The sequence below is a fragment of the Pleionea litopenaei genome, from assembly GCF_031198435.1.
GTDB lineage: Bacteria > Pseudomonadota > Gammaproteobacteria > Enterobacterales > Kangiellaceae > Pleionea > Pleionea litopenaei.
This window is the reverse complement of record NZ_CP133548.1, coordinates 4,291,826-4,311,839: the sequence shown is the minus strand read 5'-3', so window position 1 is coordinate 4,311,839 and position 20,014 is coordinate 4,291,826. Positions and strand designations below refer to the sequence as shown.

Here is a 20,014-nt window from a genome sequence, read left to right as displayed (position 1 = left end):
CCTTCAAACCATTTCGACTGTACGAGATGAGTCTTGAATAATTGATTTTTCTCTAGTTCGTTTGATAATGACGTCCGCTTCAGTTAAACAATCTATTAACTGTCCATTTTCCATTACTAATATTTTGTCAGCGACATCAAAATAGCGATCATCATGACTGATTACGACAACCGCTTTTCCCTTGTTTTTCAACGTAGGTAATACTTGATGATAAAAAGTCTCTTTAAACATGGGATCTTGATCAGCAGCCCACTCATCAAAAACATACAAGTCTTTATCTTCCAGAAACGAAACTAGTAGAGCAAGGCGACGACGTTGTCCGTCTGATAATGACGTTGTCGAAAACCTGCCGTTAGAAATTGAAACTTTCTCACTGAGGTTGAGATCAACCAGTAAACGATTTATGACATCTTGGTTTTCTTGACTTACATTTCCGAGCAATCTATCGAACAAGTAATAATCAGAGTAAATAGCACTAATTTTTTCTCGGCAACTTGAAACTGTGTCTTTATCTACTTTAGTCTCAGAAAAGTAAATATCTCCATTAGTTGTTTGATAGTGCAAGGTAATCAACTTACTAAGAGTCGACTTACCAGAACCGTTACCTCCAACTATAAAAGTAACTTCTCCACGGTTAATATGAAAATTCACGGGGCCAACTTTAAAACCTTCTGATTCATCTGGAGAAGAATGTTGAAACTCAACATTGTTAAACTTCAAGGATTCCCAATCTATTAAGTTATCAATAGCGTCAGAAACCTCTTCTTTCGGAAGCTCATTAAGTAGCCTTTTAACCTTATTCAAGGATATCCGAGCACGAAGAATCCCTGGGACAAAATTTATAATTACAGCCAATGGAGTTGTTATATAAAGCAATGCCATAATAGCAGCTATCAATTCAACCTTACTGACAGACTGATAATTCACAAAAATAAATGCAGCTATCCCTATTACAAAGAAACTAATTAGATCACCATAGTTGTTTGCAGCACTTACTATTGAATTACCCGTTTTATCCGCATTTAAAACTGCGTACTCGTTATGTAAAAGCACATCTTTAAAGTAACTTTCACGTTTATCTTTGTTTAGCTTTAATTCTTTAGCACCGTAAATTAATCCACGAATAGACTCTTGCAACGCATCTACACTTTCTCTTGATTTCTCAAAGTAGCGATTACCTAGAAACATAGGTATTTGATAAGTGATAACTCCGACTAAAATTGTCTTTAAAACAAACCAAAATACGGCTGAATTTAAAAACAATAGAAACCCAAGCATTCCTATAAGTGTCGCGCTATTCATTAAAAGATCGGGTAACATTCGAGAGCCAGCAACGATGCGACCAACATCCGTCGTAATGGTTGCGATCAGTTTAGAAGAGCCCATCTTTTCTAACTTATCAATAGGAGCACGAGTAATTCTTTCATATAGTTGTACACGAAGATCGGTTGTAACATTCATCGAAACACGCATCAGAATAATCTGAGACGCCGTTCTAGCAACCAATATAAATATGCAAGTAAATAAAAACACTGTGGCGATATCATAATTCGCAACTTCGTAGCTAAGAAAGGTTTCTACTTGAGCTGATACATATAAGATCCCATCCGTACTTTCGGTTAAACTACTCACCACAATTGGAATAAGCAACGAATATGCAACACCTGCAAGCGCCCCAAGTATGATAGATAAAAAGACTCGATTGGGAGCTTTTGATGTGAACGCACTAAATAATTTCATAACTATTTCCTTGATACACTGTCAGATGCCAAGACGAGCTTAGTCGCATTTGACGGCGCTAAAGACTCTTCGAAATCAATATATTCAACGTTAAAAAAGCGCTCGAACATATCGTCGTAATAGTCGCTAAATACATTGCCAGACTGTCCTGTAGAATTCATAAAATAATAACCATTCGACTCATTACTCAACTCTATAACTTGACGAAATCCCGCCCCAAAGCTTTGAACATAGCCTTTCGACTGACGAAACTGAGCATCGGCCACATTGATTGTGTTCGGCGAGCCCCCCGTCGATAAAGTTCGATTAAAAAGTAGATTTAGTGCGTTAACTTGGCCAAAAGGTTGGTGTTCAAGAGATACATAGTGAAGTTCACCCCAACTCCAATCTTCAATATCTTTTCCTCTGAGCTTAATTAATTCCTTTAATGCGATTCGTAAACTGGAATGTAGTATATAGTCACATGACTCCACTTCTTCACTTGTAATATTGTCACACCAGTTCGAGCGTTCATTGGAAAGAGCACTGTAGATTTGTGCATTAGTCGTATTTCTCCAAACTTTAGATAAAGCGCGTGACTCGTCCTTTCTATTCCAATAACTAAATAGGTCATCTGAGAACATCTGACTTTTTAAGTTCTTCATCCAAACATGGAATATTGATGCAGCTATACTATCTTTTGACATATCACCATCCCACGCTTTTACCAATTCGATGGCCTCTTTTTCTATGGGTACTTCGGAATTCATGTTCCTAATAAGTGATACGAATCGCTTTGCCGATATATCAACAGTATCCCCTTGCATTTGTTTAAAGTAGCGTGAATCGATCAGCTGCTTCTTTGCAATCCTATCTAATAACAACTCTTCTATACGCATCGCTCGTTCTGGCGATGCCCAATCTTTCGAGATAAAAAATGGGTAACTGGAATCGACGATTCTATTGTTTGCTGAGACAATGTATCCTTGCTTTGGATTAAGGCTACTCGGCATCATGTTCTTTTCTATATAGCCCTGCCACATATAATCACTGTTCCAACCCTCTGCTGGATATTGACCATTCCCACTCTTTCGAATGGGAATGTTGCCTGCTGCAACATATCCAATATTATTTTTGGTATCGGCATAAATATAATTTAATGTTGGTGCGACAAATTTAGATAATGCATTTCGAAAACTTGAATAATTTTCTGAATAGTTAATTTCAAAAAGTGCGTTATAAGTGGTATCGCCTGGCTTTAACGCAGTCCAACTTAACGATACTGGAGATTCAAAACCATCTGCTGCGTCACTTATAATTGGACCATGAACAGTACTTCTTATTTGTATATCGATAGGCTTTAATGGTCTATTCATAAACTCAGGAGAGTCGGTCTTGATTTTTATAGACTCTGTTCTAACATCAAAATCTATCCATTGACCATTATATAGATACTGTGAGTTATTCTCTGGATTAAGTTGCTCAATGTACAAGTCTTGCACATCTGCCAACATGCTTGTGCCACCCCAAGCAATGTTTTCATTCTTACCAAATATGACCAACGGTAAACCAACTAAACTCATCCCAGTAGAATTCAGCTGACTTCCTTCTTGCTTTACGGCATACCAAAGCGAGGGAATTTGCAAACTTAAATGAGGATCGCTAGCCAATATCGGTAGCCCGGTTTCAGTGAACTTTCCGGCGACCACCCAAGCATTACTTCCGACGTTTTTTCCCCCAATGTGTAAATTAGTCTCAAGGTCTTCGCGAACTTTTGATAGTTCTTCGATAGGAATTATCTTCAGCAAATCTTGATATGTTGAAGTATAAATAAGATCTTGATTGTTATTGTCGAAAAGAAAATTCATCTTATCTTTTGAAAGCACTTGACTCGCTGACAAAAACTCAATTTCTCGCCACATATTATTGGATAAATTCAAAGCAAACATCTTCATCCAAGCTAACGAATCAAGTTCATTCCAAGATTCTGGCTCAACGCCCAACGCGACGAACTCAGTCGGAAGCGGATTCTCTTGTTCAATCCATGCGTTGATTCCCGCAGTGTAAGCGGTTAACGACTGACGAGATTCTGGCGTTAAATGTTCCCAAGAATCTTTGGCGGACTCATAAATACCTAGTGTTCTTATCCACACATCACTTTTCAGAGATGCTCGGCCGAATAGCTCACTTAATCGACCTTGAGAAATATGCCTTTGTAACTCAAGTTGCCATAACCGATCTTGAGCATGAACAAATCCCATAGCGAAATATACGTCTTCGTCATGCTTTGCCTGAATCGAGACGATGGAATGCTTTCCTCTTGAAATTGTTACTTCTGAAGACAGGCCTCGGATACTCACTTTGCCTTGCTCTTGCGGCAATGAGCCATAAAGTCGAAGCAAGCTTATTGTTGCGACAACTATAATCGGAATTACTAAAAAGAAGGCGAACCGACTGGTTAATGGATAGGATTTAAACAAAATAACTCCCTAAAATTCATTATAATAGTTAACTTTTTCAATTCAAAAAATGAGCTCAATATCGTTACTTTTTTTAATATTATTGCTTTAACTTTATTTTCTTTACTTAATTTAATTGACGATTTACTGACATATTTATTACTAAATACTTTTCTTCAATGCTTATTCACTCTCTTCAAACACAAGAAAATCAACAGCGCCCTTGGCCGCATTTATAACTTTGTCATTTAACCCATCAATTAACTGGCCTCTAACACATGCTCCGCCATACTGAGTCCCAATATCGAAAATCCCCCAAACCGCATCAAAGCGTTTTAATTCGCCTTTCGAGTCTGTCGTAATAATATAATCAGGAGCACAGAATTCTTGAGCAACCCATTCTGAAGTCGATACTTTTTCGTCAACTAAGTCATTCCAATCACTTTGAGTTAACGATCGACCAACAAAGACATCCGCTCCCTGTAACGATAATGTCTTCTTAATTACAAATGCGTCTTTCTGGTCTTTAAGTAGCTCCGACAATTTAAATGATTGGCCTTTCCAGCTTACGACTCCAGAGGTCATTATTTTCGTCCATGGTACGTATTTACTTATAAACTCTTGCTCATCAGGTGAAAAAATAGACGCTATTCTTTCTTCATGAAGCACCGCTGACATGGCCTTATTACCAATCAAGCTACCGAGTAGTCCGTCGAAAAAAATAACATTTTTACTCAAAATGGAAGTGTATAATCGCAATGAGAACTGATCAGGGATTAGTCCATCATCAACAAGCATTACGTCAACTTCGCTTCCCTCATAAAACATTCTACCGTCTGATTTAAATTCGAAAATATTGAAATCCTCAAATAGAATGGTGGTTACTTTGCTAACATCCTTTGGTTTAATCTTTTCACACATTTGCTCGATCACAACTTCCACCATAGCCTGCTCTTCCGGCGTGCTATCTGTGTAATAAAACAAAATATTTACCTCATCTCGATGAGGCTTTACACGCTTGGCTAAGCGAGTATTAAATGAGAAGAACGCATCGGCCACAGTTTTCCTAATTAAACGCAAACCAAACTGCTCTTCAAGCGGGCCCAAAGTACTTTTAAATGCAGGCTCTAACCAGTCATGTTGCCAACCACCTAGCGACGAGCCAACATTGGACTCAATAAGTTTCATTTGCTTATCGGAGTAAACAAAATCATGTCGAATATAAAGTTCGTCGGGTTGGACATTGAGTCGCAAATACAAATCTAAATAGTATTGTGGCAAAGCAAAGAAGCTTTCAAAATCAATACCATTTAACTTATCACCAAATGCATTTAATGATTTTATGTAAAGAGAAGGTAGCATTTTTATAAAATACTGGTATTCCTTTAGATGATCGTTAGAAATCAATACTGGCCAGTTAGAAATCTCAAACTGATAACCATGCATAACAGGCGACACAGCATCAGAGTACTTATCAAAACGAAAAGCGCGCATTGCATCATTCTTTTTAAGCAACAACATCAATTTCTTGTATGACTCTGAATAGAATCCATTTACAGACTCTATCTCGTCTTCAGTAATGTCACTTACCTGTTCTTTACAATCTAGATCTTCATCATCTAAAGTAATTTCTATTTCCATTTGTCATTTTCCAAGCAACTTTATCCAAGGAGCTTTATCCAAGCAGCTCTTTTACGCGAACCGCCAAAGCTTCAATATTCTGAAATTGATACAACTCTCGAAGATGTATATCAGGCAATCCCTTATTTTTAAGGTTCTTCTTCATTCTAATTGCAAAAAGTGAGTTACCACCTAGATCAAAAAAGTTATCATTTGAAGTCACTTCCACCTCAAATAGTTCACTCCATATGTCAACTAGCTTTTCCTTAATAACGAGAGTATCAGTTGAGTCTTTATTATCTTGATACTCAGGAGAAGCAAAAAAGCTTGAGTTCACATCTTTACTAACAACATTGAGAACATGATCGTTTAAGTTGGAGGTATCCGCTTTTCCGTTATTAGTAAGAGGTATCTTTGCGACGCTATAAATAGAAGATGGGATCATATATTCTGGCAACACTTCTCGAAGCGCTGCATATGGACAGCTTTCAAATTCACTATCCAAAATAACGTAAGCATCGATCCTTGCAGAAGCGGGGTCATTTTCACGTCTGAGATTCAATACCGTCACCGCTTGAACTACCGGGTGCATCTTTAACAATTGATTGCTAATCTCTTCGAGCTCAATTCTAAACCCTCGTAACTTCACTTGATTATCAATTCTTCCGAGATGCAGTAACTCTCCCGCATGATTAACAGCCCCTTTATCTCCGCTTCGATACACTCGTCGGTTAAGCTCCGGATGTATGAAAAACCGTTCTTTTGTTAGTTCCACCTGGTTACAGTACTCACTGGCTAAGCCGCTACCTGAGACATAAATTTCGCCGATTGAATTAGCGGGCAGGCAACGCCCCAATTCATCTAATATATGAAAATTCCAGCCTCGAATTGGTATTCCAACTGATTGGCTTCCTACCAATGAATCCTGTCGTGTAACTTCACGATGAGTTACATGAACAGTCGTCTCAGTAATTCCATACATATTTAAGAGCTTACAATTTTGTGAGGATGGAATTTTTTCAAACCAAGGTCGAAGAAACGTGCAATTCAGAGATTCACCTCCAAAAACAACAAACCTAACTTGTTGGCAGTTTTCTCCCAAATCATCAGTTAATTGGAGCTGATAGAATGCCGACGGCGTTTGGCTCAATATCGTTATATTTTGCTCGCGCACTAGATTAGAGAATAAATTAGAATCTCGAGAGGTATCGAAGGGAACGATCACCAGTCGGCCTCCAGTTAACAGGCCTCCCCATATTTCCCATACTGAGAAATCAAATGCAAATGAGTGAAAAACCGACCAAACATCGTTCTCGTTAAAATCATATACTGCCGACAAACCTTCAACGAGATTAATCACATTTCCGTGAGGAACACTTACTCCTTTAGGGTTCCCAGTCGAACCCGATGTATAGATAATATAAGCATCATTATCTGATTCACTGATTACAGGGGCATTGGGCTTGTATGTTTTTGAGCGCTCAATAAGTTGACTAAGTTGATGCAACTCATATTGACTTTGATGTTCTTGAATTTTATTCGAGTCAATCAACAGCGCAATATCGGAGTTTTCACAGATGTATTTCGTGCGTTTTACTGGCGTAGCAGGGTCAATAGGTACATAAACGCTGCCCGTCTTAAGTACAGCCAGCATTGCAACTATCATCCATTCATCGCGTTCTAACTTCAACCCAACTCGGCACTGATATACACCCAACTCCTCAATGAATAAGTTAGCTAACTGATTTGAATAATCATTAAGCTCATTGTATGTTAGATGTCTATTGTTAAACGTTACGGCAATACGCTCACTCTGTTGCTCCACTTGCTTTTCAAATGCTTGCGTCAGCGAACAAGAGTTCCGCACTTCGCAACTGTCACCTTCATTTTCCTCAACAATCAAACACGGGTTTAAAGGAGGGATAAATTTAATATCTTTTAAATACTGAATTTTCTCATCGAAGAGTTGTTTAGCAATATAAAGTAGAGAATCTAAATACGATTGTATATCTTGTGTATCATAATACTCTGAATGGTAACTAACATTAATAATTTGCTCGCCTTTGGGGTCGCTTATCAGTGAAACTTGTAGAGGTGATAACAAGCTATGAGTGCTGGCATTAAGAATTTTCACACACTGAACATTAATTAAAGAACTGTCGAGCTGATAATGATTGATGCCTATTAAATGCTGGCAATTACCTTTCAATTGGCAGCAGGTATCTTCAATGGAATCTGAGTCTATTGTTTCTAAATATTTAAAACAACGGCTCTTAAAAGACGTAACACTTTGACTAGACTCTAGCGTTCCAGACCAACGTTTTAATGACTCTTTATCTTCAAATTCATAATCCCCACATACGTCAAATAATAGTGTTGCCGCATTATCAAACATAGCTTGAGATAAAACCTCTGAAGCTAGTATCAATGAAGTAGAGTCGATAATTAAATTGTTGAGTCGTCGAGTAATACTTTCTTGCTTACTTAAACACCTGATCTTATTTGACTCTAAACCAATCGTATTTCGACCGGTCAGTCTAGCTGGCAGCGCAGGTGGGTCAATATCAAAGTCGATGGGAGATTCACTGAAAAGTATGCTTAGTAACTTTTTAAGTTCTGAAAACGATAGTAAACTTTTACTTCCTGAAATAACTATTAGATAGCCACTCGGGTCTGTGCACTTTTTAATTACGACTCGAACAAAACAAGGTGTTAATGGCGAGAAAGATCTGGACTGCTCTTTTGCACAAAAGCGTTGTTGGGACTCCTCTCCTACTAAAGTTCCCTCTTCCTCAAAGATTTGAGCGCTTAAACTTGATAACCAAACGCAGTCACTCTTCTCTAGAGCTTTCTGAATCTTCTGAAACTGAGAAATTAATTTTGACTTGTTTAATTGACTAATTAACAACGAAACAGAATTGCTATAGCCTAGCCTATGACTTAACTCATCATATTTTAAATTAACGCTAAGCTTTTCATTAAAATTCATTACTAACAATCCACATTGGGTAACAATTCATACAAAGACTATTTAACGGTAAAACCTGCATCTATTGTGGTAACACTGCCTGTGACTCTTACAGCGTCGTCTGAAGCTAGCCATATAGCCGCATTAGCTATATCGCTGCACTCGACTAACTCATTGAGAGGATGCGATTCGACAAATAATGATTCGTGATTTTGCTCATTGACTTTAATTGCTTTGGCAATTTCAACTAACATTTTTCCTTCGAGCACATCATCATCCCGCACCGAACCAGGACAAATCGCATTTACCCGAATTTTTAATGGCGCATAATCTAGTGCAGAAGCTTTAGTCAATCCAATGACACCGTGTTTAGCTGCAACATAAGCAGAAAAATACCTATATCCAACCAAACCTGCTGTCGAAGCGATATTAATAATGCTACCACTTCGTTGCTGACTCATAATTCTCCCGACTGACTTTGTCATACGCCAAACACCATTTAAATCTACATCTAGCATTAATTGCCAATCAGACTCTTCAATATCGTGAACGATCTTACCTGATGGTGTTGCAATACCTGCGTTATTAACTAAAACATCAATTTTCCCAAATCGAGCGAGCCCTTCCGTTACAATAAGCTCAATTTGTTCTACATCTCTAACATCAGCTAATCCGGAAAGCACTCCGACCTCTAAATCACGGCAGAGCATTGCCGTGTGTTCTAATTGATTCTCACTACCAAGCGAATAAGAAACACCGGCAATATCTTGCCCGACATCAAGCAGTATTAGGTCACAACCTTGCTGTGCAAAATTAATAGCAATAGAACGCCCAATACCTCGTGCTGCACCAGTAATTAACGCGACTTTATTTTTTAATCTCATAGCACAACCTAACGCTATTGCGGCCTAGATACATCTTCAAAAAAATCAACTAATGGTTTTGGGTTATCGACAAAATACATATGAGAGCCAGAAAACTCTTTCTGCTGGAACTCTGATTTAGTGGCCTTGCTCCATAATCTGATTTGTTCATCACTGACAAGAAGATCCTGCGTTCCTCTTAGTGCTGCAATTGGAAACTCAGCAGGTAAATCTGATTTAGGTGTATAGTTCTCGTGCATGGTTACGTCTGCTCTTAGAACTGGAATCAACAATTCCTTCATCATTTCATCTTCAAGAGCTGGATGAGTAAACTCAGAAAACTTAATCACTTGCTCAACAAATTCATCGTCACACTCTAAATCAGATGCTCGAGTACTGCGTTGATTCCAAGGATCAGGTGAGCCACTTACAATAAGCCGGCAAACGTTAAATCCTGACTGTTCCAATCTTTTAGCCGTCTCAAAAGCTAAAACAGCACCAAGACTGTGACCAAAAACAATTAGCTCCCGCTCCTTTGACAAACTATGTTGCAGCTCTTCCAAAATACCATTGGCAGCTTCGTGGCAATCAGTAAATGGGCTATCCATAAATCTCTTTTCTCGACCAGGAAGTTGCACTGGATGAATATCAACCTTATCAGTAAGGTTTTGCCATGGCACAAAGAAGGAAGCACCGGAGCCAGCAAACGGCAAACAAATAATTAAGGGTTTCGTACTATTAAACATGGTATTAAGCATCTTTTCTTAAATTATGAAGTTGAAAAAATTGAAGAAACATCTTTTGCACACAAAAACTCTGGACGAGATGAAGGTCGTGTTGGCGCATTGTTTATAGCATTGTAGGTAATGATCAGGAGTCTCCGATCAGCGATGGAAATGTTATCCGACGAGCAATGAACAATTTGTGGATTGAACACAAACACATCACCTGGTTCACCAACAATAAACTCAAGCCCGTTATCACGAATAAGTGGTTCAACGGTATGACGATCGACTTGATATGTTAAGTTTGAAGATACATCTTGACCCCATCCTGCACTTTGGCTATCGATCTTTTTGCAAAGGTTCCCCATTCTATGACTATTAGGGATGACGCATAACGGGCCATGCTCATGAGAGGTTTTAGTTAAAATAATCGCAATATTTAGTAGGCGCTCATGTTCAATATGATCATTTTTATTCCAAAATATAAAATCCTGGTGCCACGGCCAGCGCTTACCATACCCACTTTGCTTCATATTGATTTTGAATTGATGTACATAGACCTCTTCATCGACAAGCGCCTGACATAAAGTTTTAAATTCAGACTTCCTTGTTAAATTCAAAAACGATTGATCGTATAAATGAGGGCCATGAATCGCTCGAACGGTACGATTGGAATCTATCGGCTCTTCATCTTCATATACAACGCCTAATTCATATTGCTGTAAATACTGATCAATGGATTGATTGAGTGATGCTACTTCTTGAAAGGATAAAGCTCCACGAATAATGCTATACCCTTTACTACGAACAGCGTCAATGTGCTCGCGCATTTTTATTACCCTTAAATAAGTCCTTCCAAATCAAAAGCAATCATTCACAATATAACTCGTTACGAGTTAACTCATTATGAAATAACACTTCCTTTATAAATTTTTAATTATGTTAACTCTTTAACTTTGCACTTTTATTATTGAAAAATTATCTTCCCGTTTTTGAGATACAATCCTTATTTCGAAATCGAAACTAACACCTAAGAATGTAAAATAAAAGTTTAAAATTACAATTATCATTATTTGAGAACAAACACTCTTCTCTTTTTGCGATTAAAATATCGATTAAATTTTTAAGGCCTATTTAATTCTCTTTCGTATGATAGACTACGACGTTTTCGTTCATCTCAAACTTAAATTTATGGGCAATAGTTTTTTCTTACCTCAATCAAGACCTGACGCCAAATTAAATTTAATTTGCTTTCCGTATGCTGGAGGCAGTGCAGCAAGTTATATTAATTGGATAAAGTTTTTACCCAGTGAAGTACAACTAATCATTGCGCAGCCACCTGGACGTGCAGATAGAATCTTTGAAAAACCACACACAACCATGCAAGACATGATTGATGAACTGATGGGTGAGTTTCCAAAATTCACCACTTGCCCATACATAATGTTTGGTCACAGCTTGGGTTCTCGTGTTGCATTTGAAATACTTAAAAAGTCTCATGAACTAAAGTTAGAAAAACCTAGGCATTTTATTGCTTCCGCTAGCCGTGGCCCACATGTATTGCCAAGAGAAGATACTTTTTTCGATCTAAATGACGATGAGTTCAAGAGTGAGCTCGCTAATATTAATGGCACTCCATTGGAGATACTCGAAAACTCAGAGTTGATGGAATTATTGTTACCCCTGCTTCGAGCCGACTTTACGATTGCTGATACCTATATCAACCATGATAAAGTTCAATTTAATTGCCCGTTATCGATCTTTGGAGGAACAGAGGACAGGAATATTACTAAAAGTGACTTGCTTAGCTGGGGAAATTTCTTTAGCCAAGAACCTTCGCTATATTATATAAAAGGCGATCATTTTTATATCGATAAGAATATTTATGAACTATCCATTAAACTTCGACTAATAATAAATCAAACATTAAACGGATTAGAGTCGACTCAAAAAATAAGTCTAGCCACCGAGATCAATTAGGTTCAATCATTTACTAGTTCATCTGCTAACATGTGCTCCAAGAAAAATTTTTTGCTTGTATTTGTACGAACGGCGATAGCAGCGACAAGATCATTTCTAAGATAAAAAGATCTCAGCGAGTAAATGTCAGTAGAATCTTCATTATAGGTATGTAATGTCGCATTGCCACAAGAATCGTTATTAGGTATTACACTAAAGTCACTTAACGGCATTGACAAACCTTTACCTTTGGCTTTTATAAAACTTTCTTTTAGTGTCCATAATTGCATAAATCTGGCTTTGTAAGACTTATAGTTCGATTTTTTAAGATAGTCGAGCTCTTCGGTATTAAATACATCTGGTGCTATATCGAGAACTTTATCATCGATATAGAGCGACTCAACATCGACGCCCACTGAACAGCGAATACTTATAGCTAATAGAATACAGTCCCTAGTGTGCGATATATTAAAATGAACCGCTTGTTCTAACAGATTAGAAGAGATTTTCGGTTTTCCATATTTATTATAATCAAAACACCACTGTGAGGGTTTAATCTGAGAGACATATTGACTTAATACCTTCTTCAACATCACTCGTGTTACAAGAAATTGATGTCTATCTTCGTCGAATTTAAAGCTTTGATATCGAGTATGTTCGGCGCTGTTGAGAAGCTGATAATAACGATATTTGAAGTCCTTTTGATCATAGCTACGATCAAATACCCTCCATACATGAACTTCGTTATCCGATATTTCAATCGACATAAATATTTACCATCATTCTTTTTACTGATGATGCCGCTTCTTATTTCATCAGTCAATGATGTTCATGGTCATTGGCTGATCACTAATACTTTAACTGTACTTTTACTGTATTTGAGGAGTTTGAACTATTGTTCATTAACTTATAGGTTTTGGTAAACTGAAAAAACGAAAACTATAAGCATATATATCAAGGCAGACTTATCGATTAAATCTGCTAGAACTTAGGAATGGAACACTTTCTTTAAATTAAAAAGTCAATTAGTAGTAATATTAGGTTTAAGAAGAAATATCAAGCCTGTACTTATTTGTTGACGCCAATTTAGGTGTGAATGTCCGCCGTTATACTCATTGTACTTAACCTTAGCTCCATTAAACTTTAAAATATCCTTTAATTGACGATTAGCGCCAACTCGCGCGGCTCCCAAATCATACAAGCCGACATCGAGATAAAAGCGCTGTTGTGTAAATTTTTTTGACTTAATCTGTTCTAAAAGATGGCCTTCATATTTGGGATAAATTGGCCAATTGGCGTCAGATTCGTCAAATGTGTAGTAAAATGATCCAGATTGAGATAAGACTCCAGCGATAATATCTGAATGACGATATGCAGTATTTATCGCGGTGTAACCTGCGCGACTTGGTCCAGAAATGTAAACACCATCAAAGCTTTTCACATTCAACTTTTTCAAAATATTAGCAGGCAACTCTAGAGCTAGAAAATCCGAAAAAGAATCTTTTAGCAAAATAGTAGAACGTTGACCTTGGTTCGGAACTAAAACTAAAATCGTTTGTGCAATTCTATTTTTGAGTGCTAAATTATTAACAATTGTTGGTAAAGGAGTCCATGCTTCCCATGGTTTGGACGAATTAAACGGTTTGTTAAAGTTTTCTCCGTCTAGTTGTATTAATAGTTTGATCGGTTTTGAATGGTCTAAATCACGCGGTACATATAAGTTAACTGGCCAAGACTCTTTTAATGCTTTGCTTTTTATCCGGGTTTCTTTCATCGGAAGATATAGATTCTCTTTCGACTCAGTCAAAAATTCACTTTTTGGCGCGTCAGGTGCTACAACAACCCCATCCACAATATGGTCCATTGACTGTTCAATTATATTATTTGGCATATATTGAATTTTAAATTCATTAATTCCAAAATTAAACGAAGCATCGATTGGTATGGTCTGAACACAAAAATATATTGAGCTTTGAGCAAATTTCTTAAACCGTAACCCAAAAAAATCGGGGCCACCTGATAGCATCATATAATCCGTTTCATTTGAACCTCTTACAAAATAAGTTACCACAACGCTTTCCGGTTTAGATGAAAGCGGCTCAACCACATGATTACCTTCAAGCGTTTCGAAAAAACGATCAATTGCATCTTTATCATTTATACTTGCTCGCCATAGTTTCATCGAAATAGGTGACGTGAAATAGCGTTCAGCAGCTTCTACTTCGTCAGAAGTTGGAGCTTTAGCTGCACAAAGATGACTGGTGGACGTAAATATCATTAAAATCAGTAGTTTCAATTTAAGCATAAGCTTTGTTTATGTAATTGTCCTAATTGCATTTTTTGAAGAAGTCCATTGCTAATTCTCCCTTGAAAAGGTTTAAATTACACTATTAACCTTATGTGAAAAATTCCGCAAACTCTTAGTTTGTCTATTCAACTCCGCTAGTAATAAACAGAATCGATAGGTGACGATATTCCCTTATCTATTCTTGCACTTCAATTCTAACGTTATTTGAAGGGTATCGACAAGCCACCTTTGAACTCTAAAAGGGCTTATTTATAATGGCATTAAACAACCATGACTACAGTAGGTTTACAAACCATTGAGGTTGCGCCTCTTTATGTCTTAATGCTCTCTCTCTGACATTAAAACACCATAAATACCTTGGATAATAATTCGCCCGTCGTTTCGATAATGAACCACTCTTAGGGCACTCCGTTTAAATCCTATCATCTCACAACAAAGTATTTATTAACTGTCTCAATACTGCTCATTTCCATTTGAGTTTAAAAATTGAAATATTCATTACTCAACTGCCGGAACAAATCTAAAATAAGGACTTATCTAACACATAGGCCATCAAACTCTTTAAGTCTATTGAATCAACTCGATCGATTCTCTAGATTCTCTCGACTCTTAGCAGCCCCATAAGATTATTGCAGTTAGGAAAATTCAAAGATCTCGTTGACAATACGCGTATTTTATTAAGAAACAGCTATTCTTCATTTGAATTGAAGTTTTATACCTAAACTTCAGAAAGCTTTCAGATTGAGTAGAAAGTCACTCACTATTGGTAGATGAGAAAAAATTGGTCGGAGCGAGAGGATTCGAACCTCCGACCCCTTGCACCCCATGCAAGTGCGCTACCAGGCTGCGCCACGCTCCGATTTCGTCTGCCACTCGGGCTTTTCAACGAGGCAGCAATGATAACGATTTATATAAAAAAAGCAATCCTTTTCGAGGACTGCTTTTGGATAACTCACTGAATGTATAGGGATTGATCAGGTACGAAGAATACGCACCACATCTTCAAGTTCGTTGATCAACATTTTGACCACGTCACCCGAAAGCTTGCTATCTTGCTCGCCCTCTTCACTCGTTTCTAACTGCTGACGCGCACCACCAATGGTGAAGCCTTTATCGTATAACAGTTCACGGATCTGACGGATCACCATCACATCTTCACGTTGATAGTAACGACGATTACCACGACGCTTTATTGGATGCAGCTGCGGGAACTCTTGCTCCCAGTAGCGCAATACGTGTGGTTTTACCTGACACAAGTCACTCACTTCACCAATGGTGAAGTAACGCTTGGCCGGTATCGGTTGTAATTCGTTATTGTTGCTCGCTTCCAGCATACGCCTCTACCCGGGCCTTAAGTTTTTGTCCTGGACGGAATGTCACTACACGCCGCGCTGAAATTGGGATCTCTTCGCCGGTCTTTGGATTACGACCCGGTCGTTGATTCTTGTCGCGCAAATCGAAGTTCCCAAACCCTGACAACTTCACCTGCTCGCCTTTTTCCAATGCGCTGCGCACCTCTTCAAAAAACGTTTCAACCATTTCTTTAGCTTCGCGTTTATTCAGGCCTAATTCCTCAAATAAACGCTCTGCCATATCCGCTTTGGTTAATGCCATACACAACCCCTCAAGGCTTTAATCTCGTAACACCGCTCCAAGTTGGGTTTCGAGCTGTTTTACCGTCTTATCGACAATCGCGGTAACTTCGGCATCCTTCAGCGTTCGCGTAGCATGCTGTAAAATCATAGCCAGCGCAACACTTTTTCTACCCGTTTCTACTCCGTCACCGCGATAGACGTCGAAGATATTTATATGTTTTAGTAGATTTCCAGCCGTTTGTCTAATTAAATCAATAAGTTGCGCCACTTCTACTGACTCGTCAACAACCACTGCAAGATCACGTCGAATCGAAGGATATCGTGACAATTCAGCGAATTTAGGCAACTTTCTCTTATTAATCGCCGATAAATCCAGCTCAAACAGGTACAAATCCTGCTCTAACCCAAGAGATTTTTTCTTCATTGGGTGCAATTTACCCAGCCATCCGACCGCTTTGTTGCCACGATAGATACGTGCCGACTGCCCCGGATGCAAACTTGGATGTTCCTCTAATTTAAACAGATAACTGCCTGAATTTACAGTTAATTTTAATATAGATTCCAAGTCACCCTTTAAATCGTAGAAATCCACAGGGCGACTCTTTCCTTCCCAGCTCTCAGCTTGTAAGTGACCACCAATCACCGCGGCCAGTGTTGGCACTTGCTTGAGGCCTTCATCGTGGTTCTCAAAACGCAATCCTAACTCAAATAAACGAACGCGATCTTGTTGGCGATTAAAGTTGTACTCTGCTGCCTTTATCAATGCTGGCCACAAAGACGTACGCATCACAGACAGCTCAGACGATATTGGGTTCAAGAGTTCAATGGAGGGCACATTCGGATTAATGCTTTGCATCAATTCGGGTTCACCAAAGCTGTAAGTAATCGCTTCTTGGTAACCCCTTGCAACCAGTAAGTTACGAATAGCTGACTTTCGAACTTTATGCTCCGGACGCGCCACCATGGCCATGTCATTTTGTGGTAAGCGTGATGGCACATTGTTGTAACCATAAATTCGCACTAACTCTTCAATTAAATCTTCTTCAATGCTGATATCAAAACGATAAGATGGCACTTCAACGGTCCAACCTTCACCGTTATCGGTTAAGGTCATGCCCAAACGGGTTAAGATATCTTCTACCTGAGTGTCTTCAAGGGTGATACCCAATAGCCGAGTAATGCGAGCACGGCGCAAAGAAACGGGGGCTTTTTGCGGCATCTGCTCAGCCACTTGCTGATCAATCACCGGCCCCGGTTCACCACCACAAATATCCAGCATTAGTTGAGTCGCCCGTTCCATCGCCGCGAGCTGCAATTGATAATCGACCCCACGCTCAAAACGATGCGACGCATCGGTGTGCAAGCCATACTCTCGAGCTTTACCGGCTAAAGCGATGGGTTGGAAAAAAGCGGCTTCGAGCAACACGTCTTTGGTCTGCTCATTAATGCCTGAATGTTCGCCTCCCATTACGCCAGCAATGGCCAATGGCTTTTTGCTGTCGGCAATCAGTAGTGTATCTTCTGTGAGGCTAACTTCTTTACCGTCGAGTAACACGAGCTTTTCATCGGCTTTTGCGTAGCGGACCACAATGCCACCGTCGATTTGCGCTAAATCGAACGCGTGCATCGGGTGACCCAGTTCTAATAACACATAATTAGTAATATCAACTGACGGTTCGATCGCTCGAACTCCGGCACGCTCAAGACGCTGCTTCATCCAATTGGGTGTTTGCGCATCTAAGTTAATGTTACGGATCACTCTGCCAACATAACGAGGACAGGCTTCTGGCGCAGCCAGTTCGATGGAAATGGTGTCATCAATGGTTGGCGCAACAGGATCGCAGGCAACTTCGGTAACATCTGCTTGATGATTAACACCCACTTCACGAGCGATACCGCGCATGCCTAAACAGTCGCCACGATTAGGCGTTAAATCCACTTCGATAACGGTATCGATCAAATCTAAGTATTTGACCAATGACTCACCGATGGGCGCGTTCTCTGGTAGCTCCATAATGCCATCGCTTTCTTCTGAAATATTTAACTCTTTTTCAGAGCACAACATTCCATGCGACGCGACACCACGCAATTTCGCTTTTTTAATTTTAAAGTCACCCGGCAATACCGAACCAATGGTTGCTACCGCAACTTTAATGCCCGCTCGCGCATTCGGCGCACCGCAAATAATTTGCAACGCTTCATCGCCACCAACATCGACGCTGCACACGCGCAGTTTATCGGCATCTGGGTGTTGTTCAGCTTGTACAATTTGCCCTACGACAACGCCATCTAAGGTGTCGCCAAACACTTCAACTGCATCGACCTCTAAACCAGCCATTGTTAACTGTGCGGCTAACTCATCGGTGGTCGCTGCAGGGTTAACCCATTCTCTTAACCATTTTTCACTGATCTTCATGACTAAAATCCGTTGCTGTTACTGCTGACAATCACGTTAGATATTTTACGTTTTGTCAAAATGTCAAAATTATTATTCTGTTGCAAAGCACTCATTGCTTTGAAAAACTCGATGCGACGCTTAATTAAATTGTCGTAAAAAAGTTAAGTCGTTTTCAAAGAATAAACGCAGATCGTTCACGCCATAGCGCAACATAGTTAATCGCTCAACGCCCATTCCGAAAGCGTAGCCAGAGTATCGTTCACTATCGATACCGACTGACTTCAATACGTTAGGATGCACCATGCCACACCCTAATATTTCTAACCATCCTGTGTGACTGCAAACTCGACAACCGTCGCCATTACACATCACACATTGAATATCCACTTCCGCCGACGGTTCTGTAAATGGGAAATAAGACGGACGAAAACGTACGGCTAAATCTTTTTCGAAGAAATGCTTCAAAAACTCATCTAACACACCTTTCAAATCGGCAAAGCTGGTTTTATCGTCAACCAATAAGCCTTCGACTTGATGGAACATAGGTGTGTGAGTTAAATCAGAATCACAACGATAAACGCGCCCTGGAGCAATAATTCTGACCGGCGGTTTTTGTTCTTCCATGGTTCTAATTTGCACCGGAGATGTGTGCGTTCTTAATAACAACGATTCGCTGAAATAAAACGTATCATGCATGGCCCGCGCCGGATGGTGACCAGGAATATTAAGAGCTTCGAAGTTATGGTAATCATCTTCAATTTCGGGGCCTTCTTCGACCGCAAAACCAATCTCTGCGAAAAACTCTTCGATGCGCTCAAGAGTACGATTAACGGGATGGATCCCGCCCACTTCTGCGCGACGTCCGGGCAAAGTAACATCGATGGTTTCTTTGGCCAGTTGCTCAGCGATAGAGGCCTGCTCTAACGTATCTTTGCGTTCATTGATCGCTTGTTGAACTTGTTGTTTGGCCACATTAACTTGTTGACCAAACGCAGGGCGTTCTTCTTGCGGTAAGCTCGACAATGTTTTCATTTGTTGAGTCAGAACACCTTTCTTGCCTAAGTAGTCGACCTTCACTTGCTCAAGAGCGGCGAGTGACTCGGCAGCTTTAGCGGCACTTACGCCCGCTACGATCAGTTCATCTAAAGATGACATACCCTTTTCCTAATCAATTGCATCTTAAAAAATATTGTCTCAATAAAACCATGACTATTTAAACCTTCAATTTATTGAGACAATATTTCTTTATTTACGCTTCTATCTAACTGATTTGATTAATTGAACATCTGTCAGTTTTTCAAATCTTCTCAGGCTTCACCAATAATAAATTGGCACAAGACGAAATAAAAAAGGGGAAGGACGTTCGGCCCTTCCCCTCGTAAGGCATTCCAAAGTTGGAA

14 protein-coding genes and 1 tRNA gene are annotated in these 20,014 nt (G+C 39.3%); 1 reads left to right on the top strand and 14 read right to left on the bottom strand.

What is annotated here, in order from left to right:
• Positions 1-3: 3 nt before the first annotated feature.
• The 7 genes from Q9312_RS19115 to Q9312_RS19085 all read right to left on the bottom strand — a co-directional run bounded on the left by Q9312_RS19115 (position 4) and on the right by Q9312_RS19085 (position 11,184).
• On the bottom strand, positions 4-1,740 hold the full coding sequence (locus Q9312_RS19115) for a cyclic peptide export ABC transporter (RefSeq protein WP_309202459.1): 1,737 nt from the start codon (positions 1,738-1,740) through the stop codon (positions 4-6).
• 2 nt (positions 1,741-1,742) lie between these two features.
• Positions 1,743-4,199, bottom strand: a complete 2,457-nt coding sequence (locus Q9312_RS19110; RefSeq protein WP_309202458.1) for a penicillin acylase family protein — start codon at positions 4,197-4,199, stop codon at positions 1,743-1,745.
• A 162-nt stretch (positions 4,200-4,361) separates the two neighbouring features.
• On the bottom strand, positions 4,362-5,819 hold the full coding sequence (locus Q9312_RS19105; protein WP_309202457.1) for a hypothetical protein: 1,458 nt from the start codon (positions 5,817-5,819) through the stop codon (positions 4,362-4,364).
• A gap of 34 nt (positions 5,820-5,853) precedes the next feature.
• Positions 5,854-8,787: a non-ribosomal peptide synthetase gene (locus Q9312_RS19100; protein WP_309202456.1), complete on the bottom strand. Its 2,934-nt coding sequence runs from the start codon at positions 8,785-8,787 to the stop codon at positions 5,854-5,856.
• 38 nt (positions 8,788-8,825) lie between these two features.
• Positions 8,826-9,650 (bottom strand): SDR family oxidoreductase, encoded by an 825-nt coding sequence (locus Q9312_RS19095; protein WP_309202455.1) that lies wholly within the window; start codon positions 9,648-9,650, stop codon positions 8,826-8,828.
• A 14-nt stretch (positions 9,651-9,664) separates the two neighbouring features.
• Positions 9,665-10,375 carry a thioesterase II family protein gene (locus Q9312_RS19090; protein ID WP_309202454.1) on the bottom strand — a complete coding sequence of 237 codons (711 nt, stop codon included), beginning with the start codon at positions 10,373-10,375 and terminating at the stop codon, positions 9,665-9,667.
• A 23-nt stretch (positions 10,376-10,398) separates the two neighbouring features.
• Positions 10,399-11,184, bottom strand: coding sequence for a phytanoyl-CoA dioxygenase family protein (locus Q9312_RS19085; protein ID WP_309202453.1), 786 nt, complete (start codon positions 11,182-11,184; stop codon positions 10,399-10,401).
• A 361-nt stretch (positions 11,185-11,545) separates the two neighbouring features.
• Between Q9312_RS19085 and Q9312_RS19080 the strand changes: the two genes are divergently transcribed.
• On the top strand, positions 11,546-12,334 hold the full coding sequence (locus tag Q9312_RS19080; RefSeq protein ID WP_309202452.1) for a thioesterase II family protein: 789 nt from the start codon (positions 11,546-11,548) through the stop codon (positions 12,332-12,334).
• Positions 12,335-12,336: 2 nt separating this feature from the next.
• On the opposite strand, the gene Q9312_RS19075 is transcribed toward Q9312_RS19080, so the two are convergent.
• The 7 genes from Q9312_RS19075 to pheS all read right to left on the bottom strand — a co-directional run bounded on the left by Q9312_RS19075 (position 12,337) and on the right by pheS (position 19,769).
• On the bottom strand, positions 12,337-13,080 hold the full coding sequence (locus Q9312_RS19075; RefSeq protein ID WP_309202451.1) for a 4'-phosphopantetheinyl transferase family protein: 744 nt from the start codon (positions 13,078-13,080) through the stop codon (positions 12,337-12,339).
• Between the two features lie 254 nt (positions 13,081-13,334).
• Positions 13,335-14,618, bottom strand: a complete 1,284-nt coding sequence (locus Q9312_RS19070) for an alpha/beta hydrolase (RefSeq protein WP_309202450.1) — start codon at positions 14,616-14,618, stop codon at positions 13,335-13,337.
• 785 nt (positions 14,619-15,403) lie between these two features.
• A tRNA-Pro gene (locus Q9312_RS19065) sits at positions 15,404-15,480 on the bottom strand.
• Positions 15,481-15,595: 115 nt separating this feature from the next.
• Positions 15,596-15,955, bottom strand: coding sequence for a MerR family transcriptional regulator (locus Q9312_RS19060; protein WP_309202449.1), 360 nt, complete (start codon positions 15,953-15,955; stop codon positions 15,596-15,598).
• Positions 15,933-16,235, bottom strand: a complete 303-nt coding sequence (ihfA, locus tag Q9312_RS19055; protein WP_309202448.1) for an integration host factor subunit alpha — start codon at positions 16,233-16,235, stop codon at positions 15,933-15,935. Before ihfA ends, Q9312_RS19060 begins: the two co-directional genes overlap by 23 nt.
• 18 nt (positions 16,236-16,253) lie before the next feature.
• Positions 16,254-18,632 (bottom strand): phenylalanine--tRNA ligase subunit beta, encoded by a 2,379-nt coding sequence (gene pheT, locus Q9312_RS19050; RefSeq protein WP_309202447.1) that lies wholly within the window; start codon positions 18,630-18,632, stop codon positions 16,254-16,256.
• 120 nt (positions 18,633-18,752) lie between these two features.
• Positions 18,753-19,769, bottom strand: coding sequence for a phenylalanine--tRNA ligase subunit alpha (pheS, locus tag Q9312_RS19045; protein WP_309202446.1), 1,017 nt, complete (start codon positions 19,767-19,769; stop codon positions 18,753-18,755).
• Positions 19,770-20,014 lie beyond the last annotated feature (245 nt).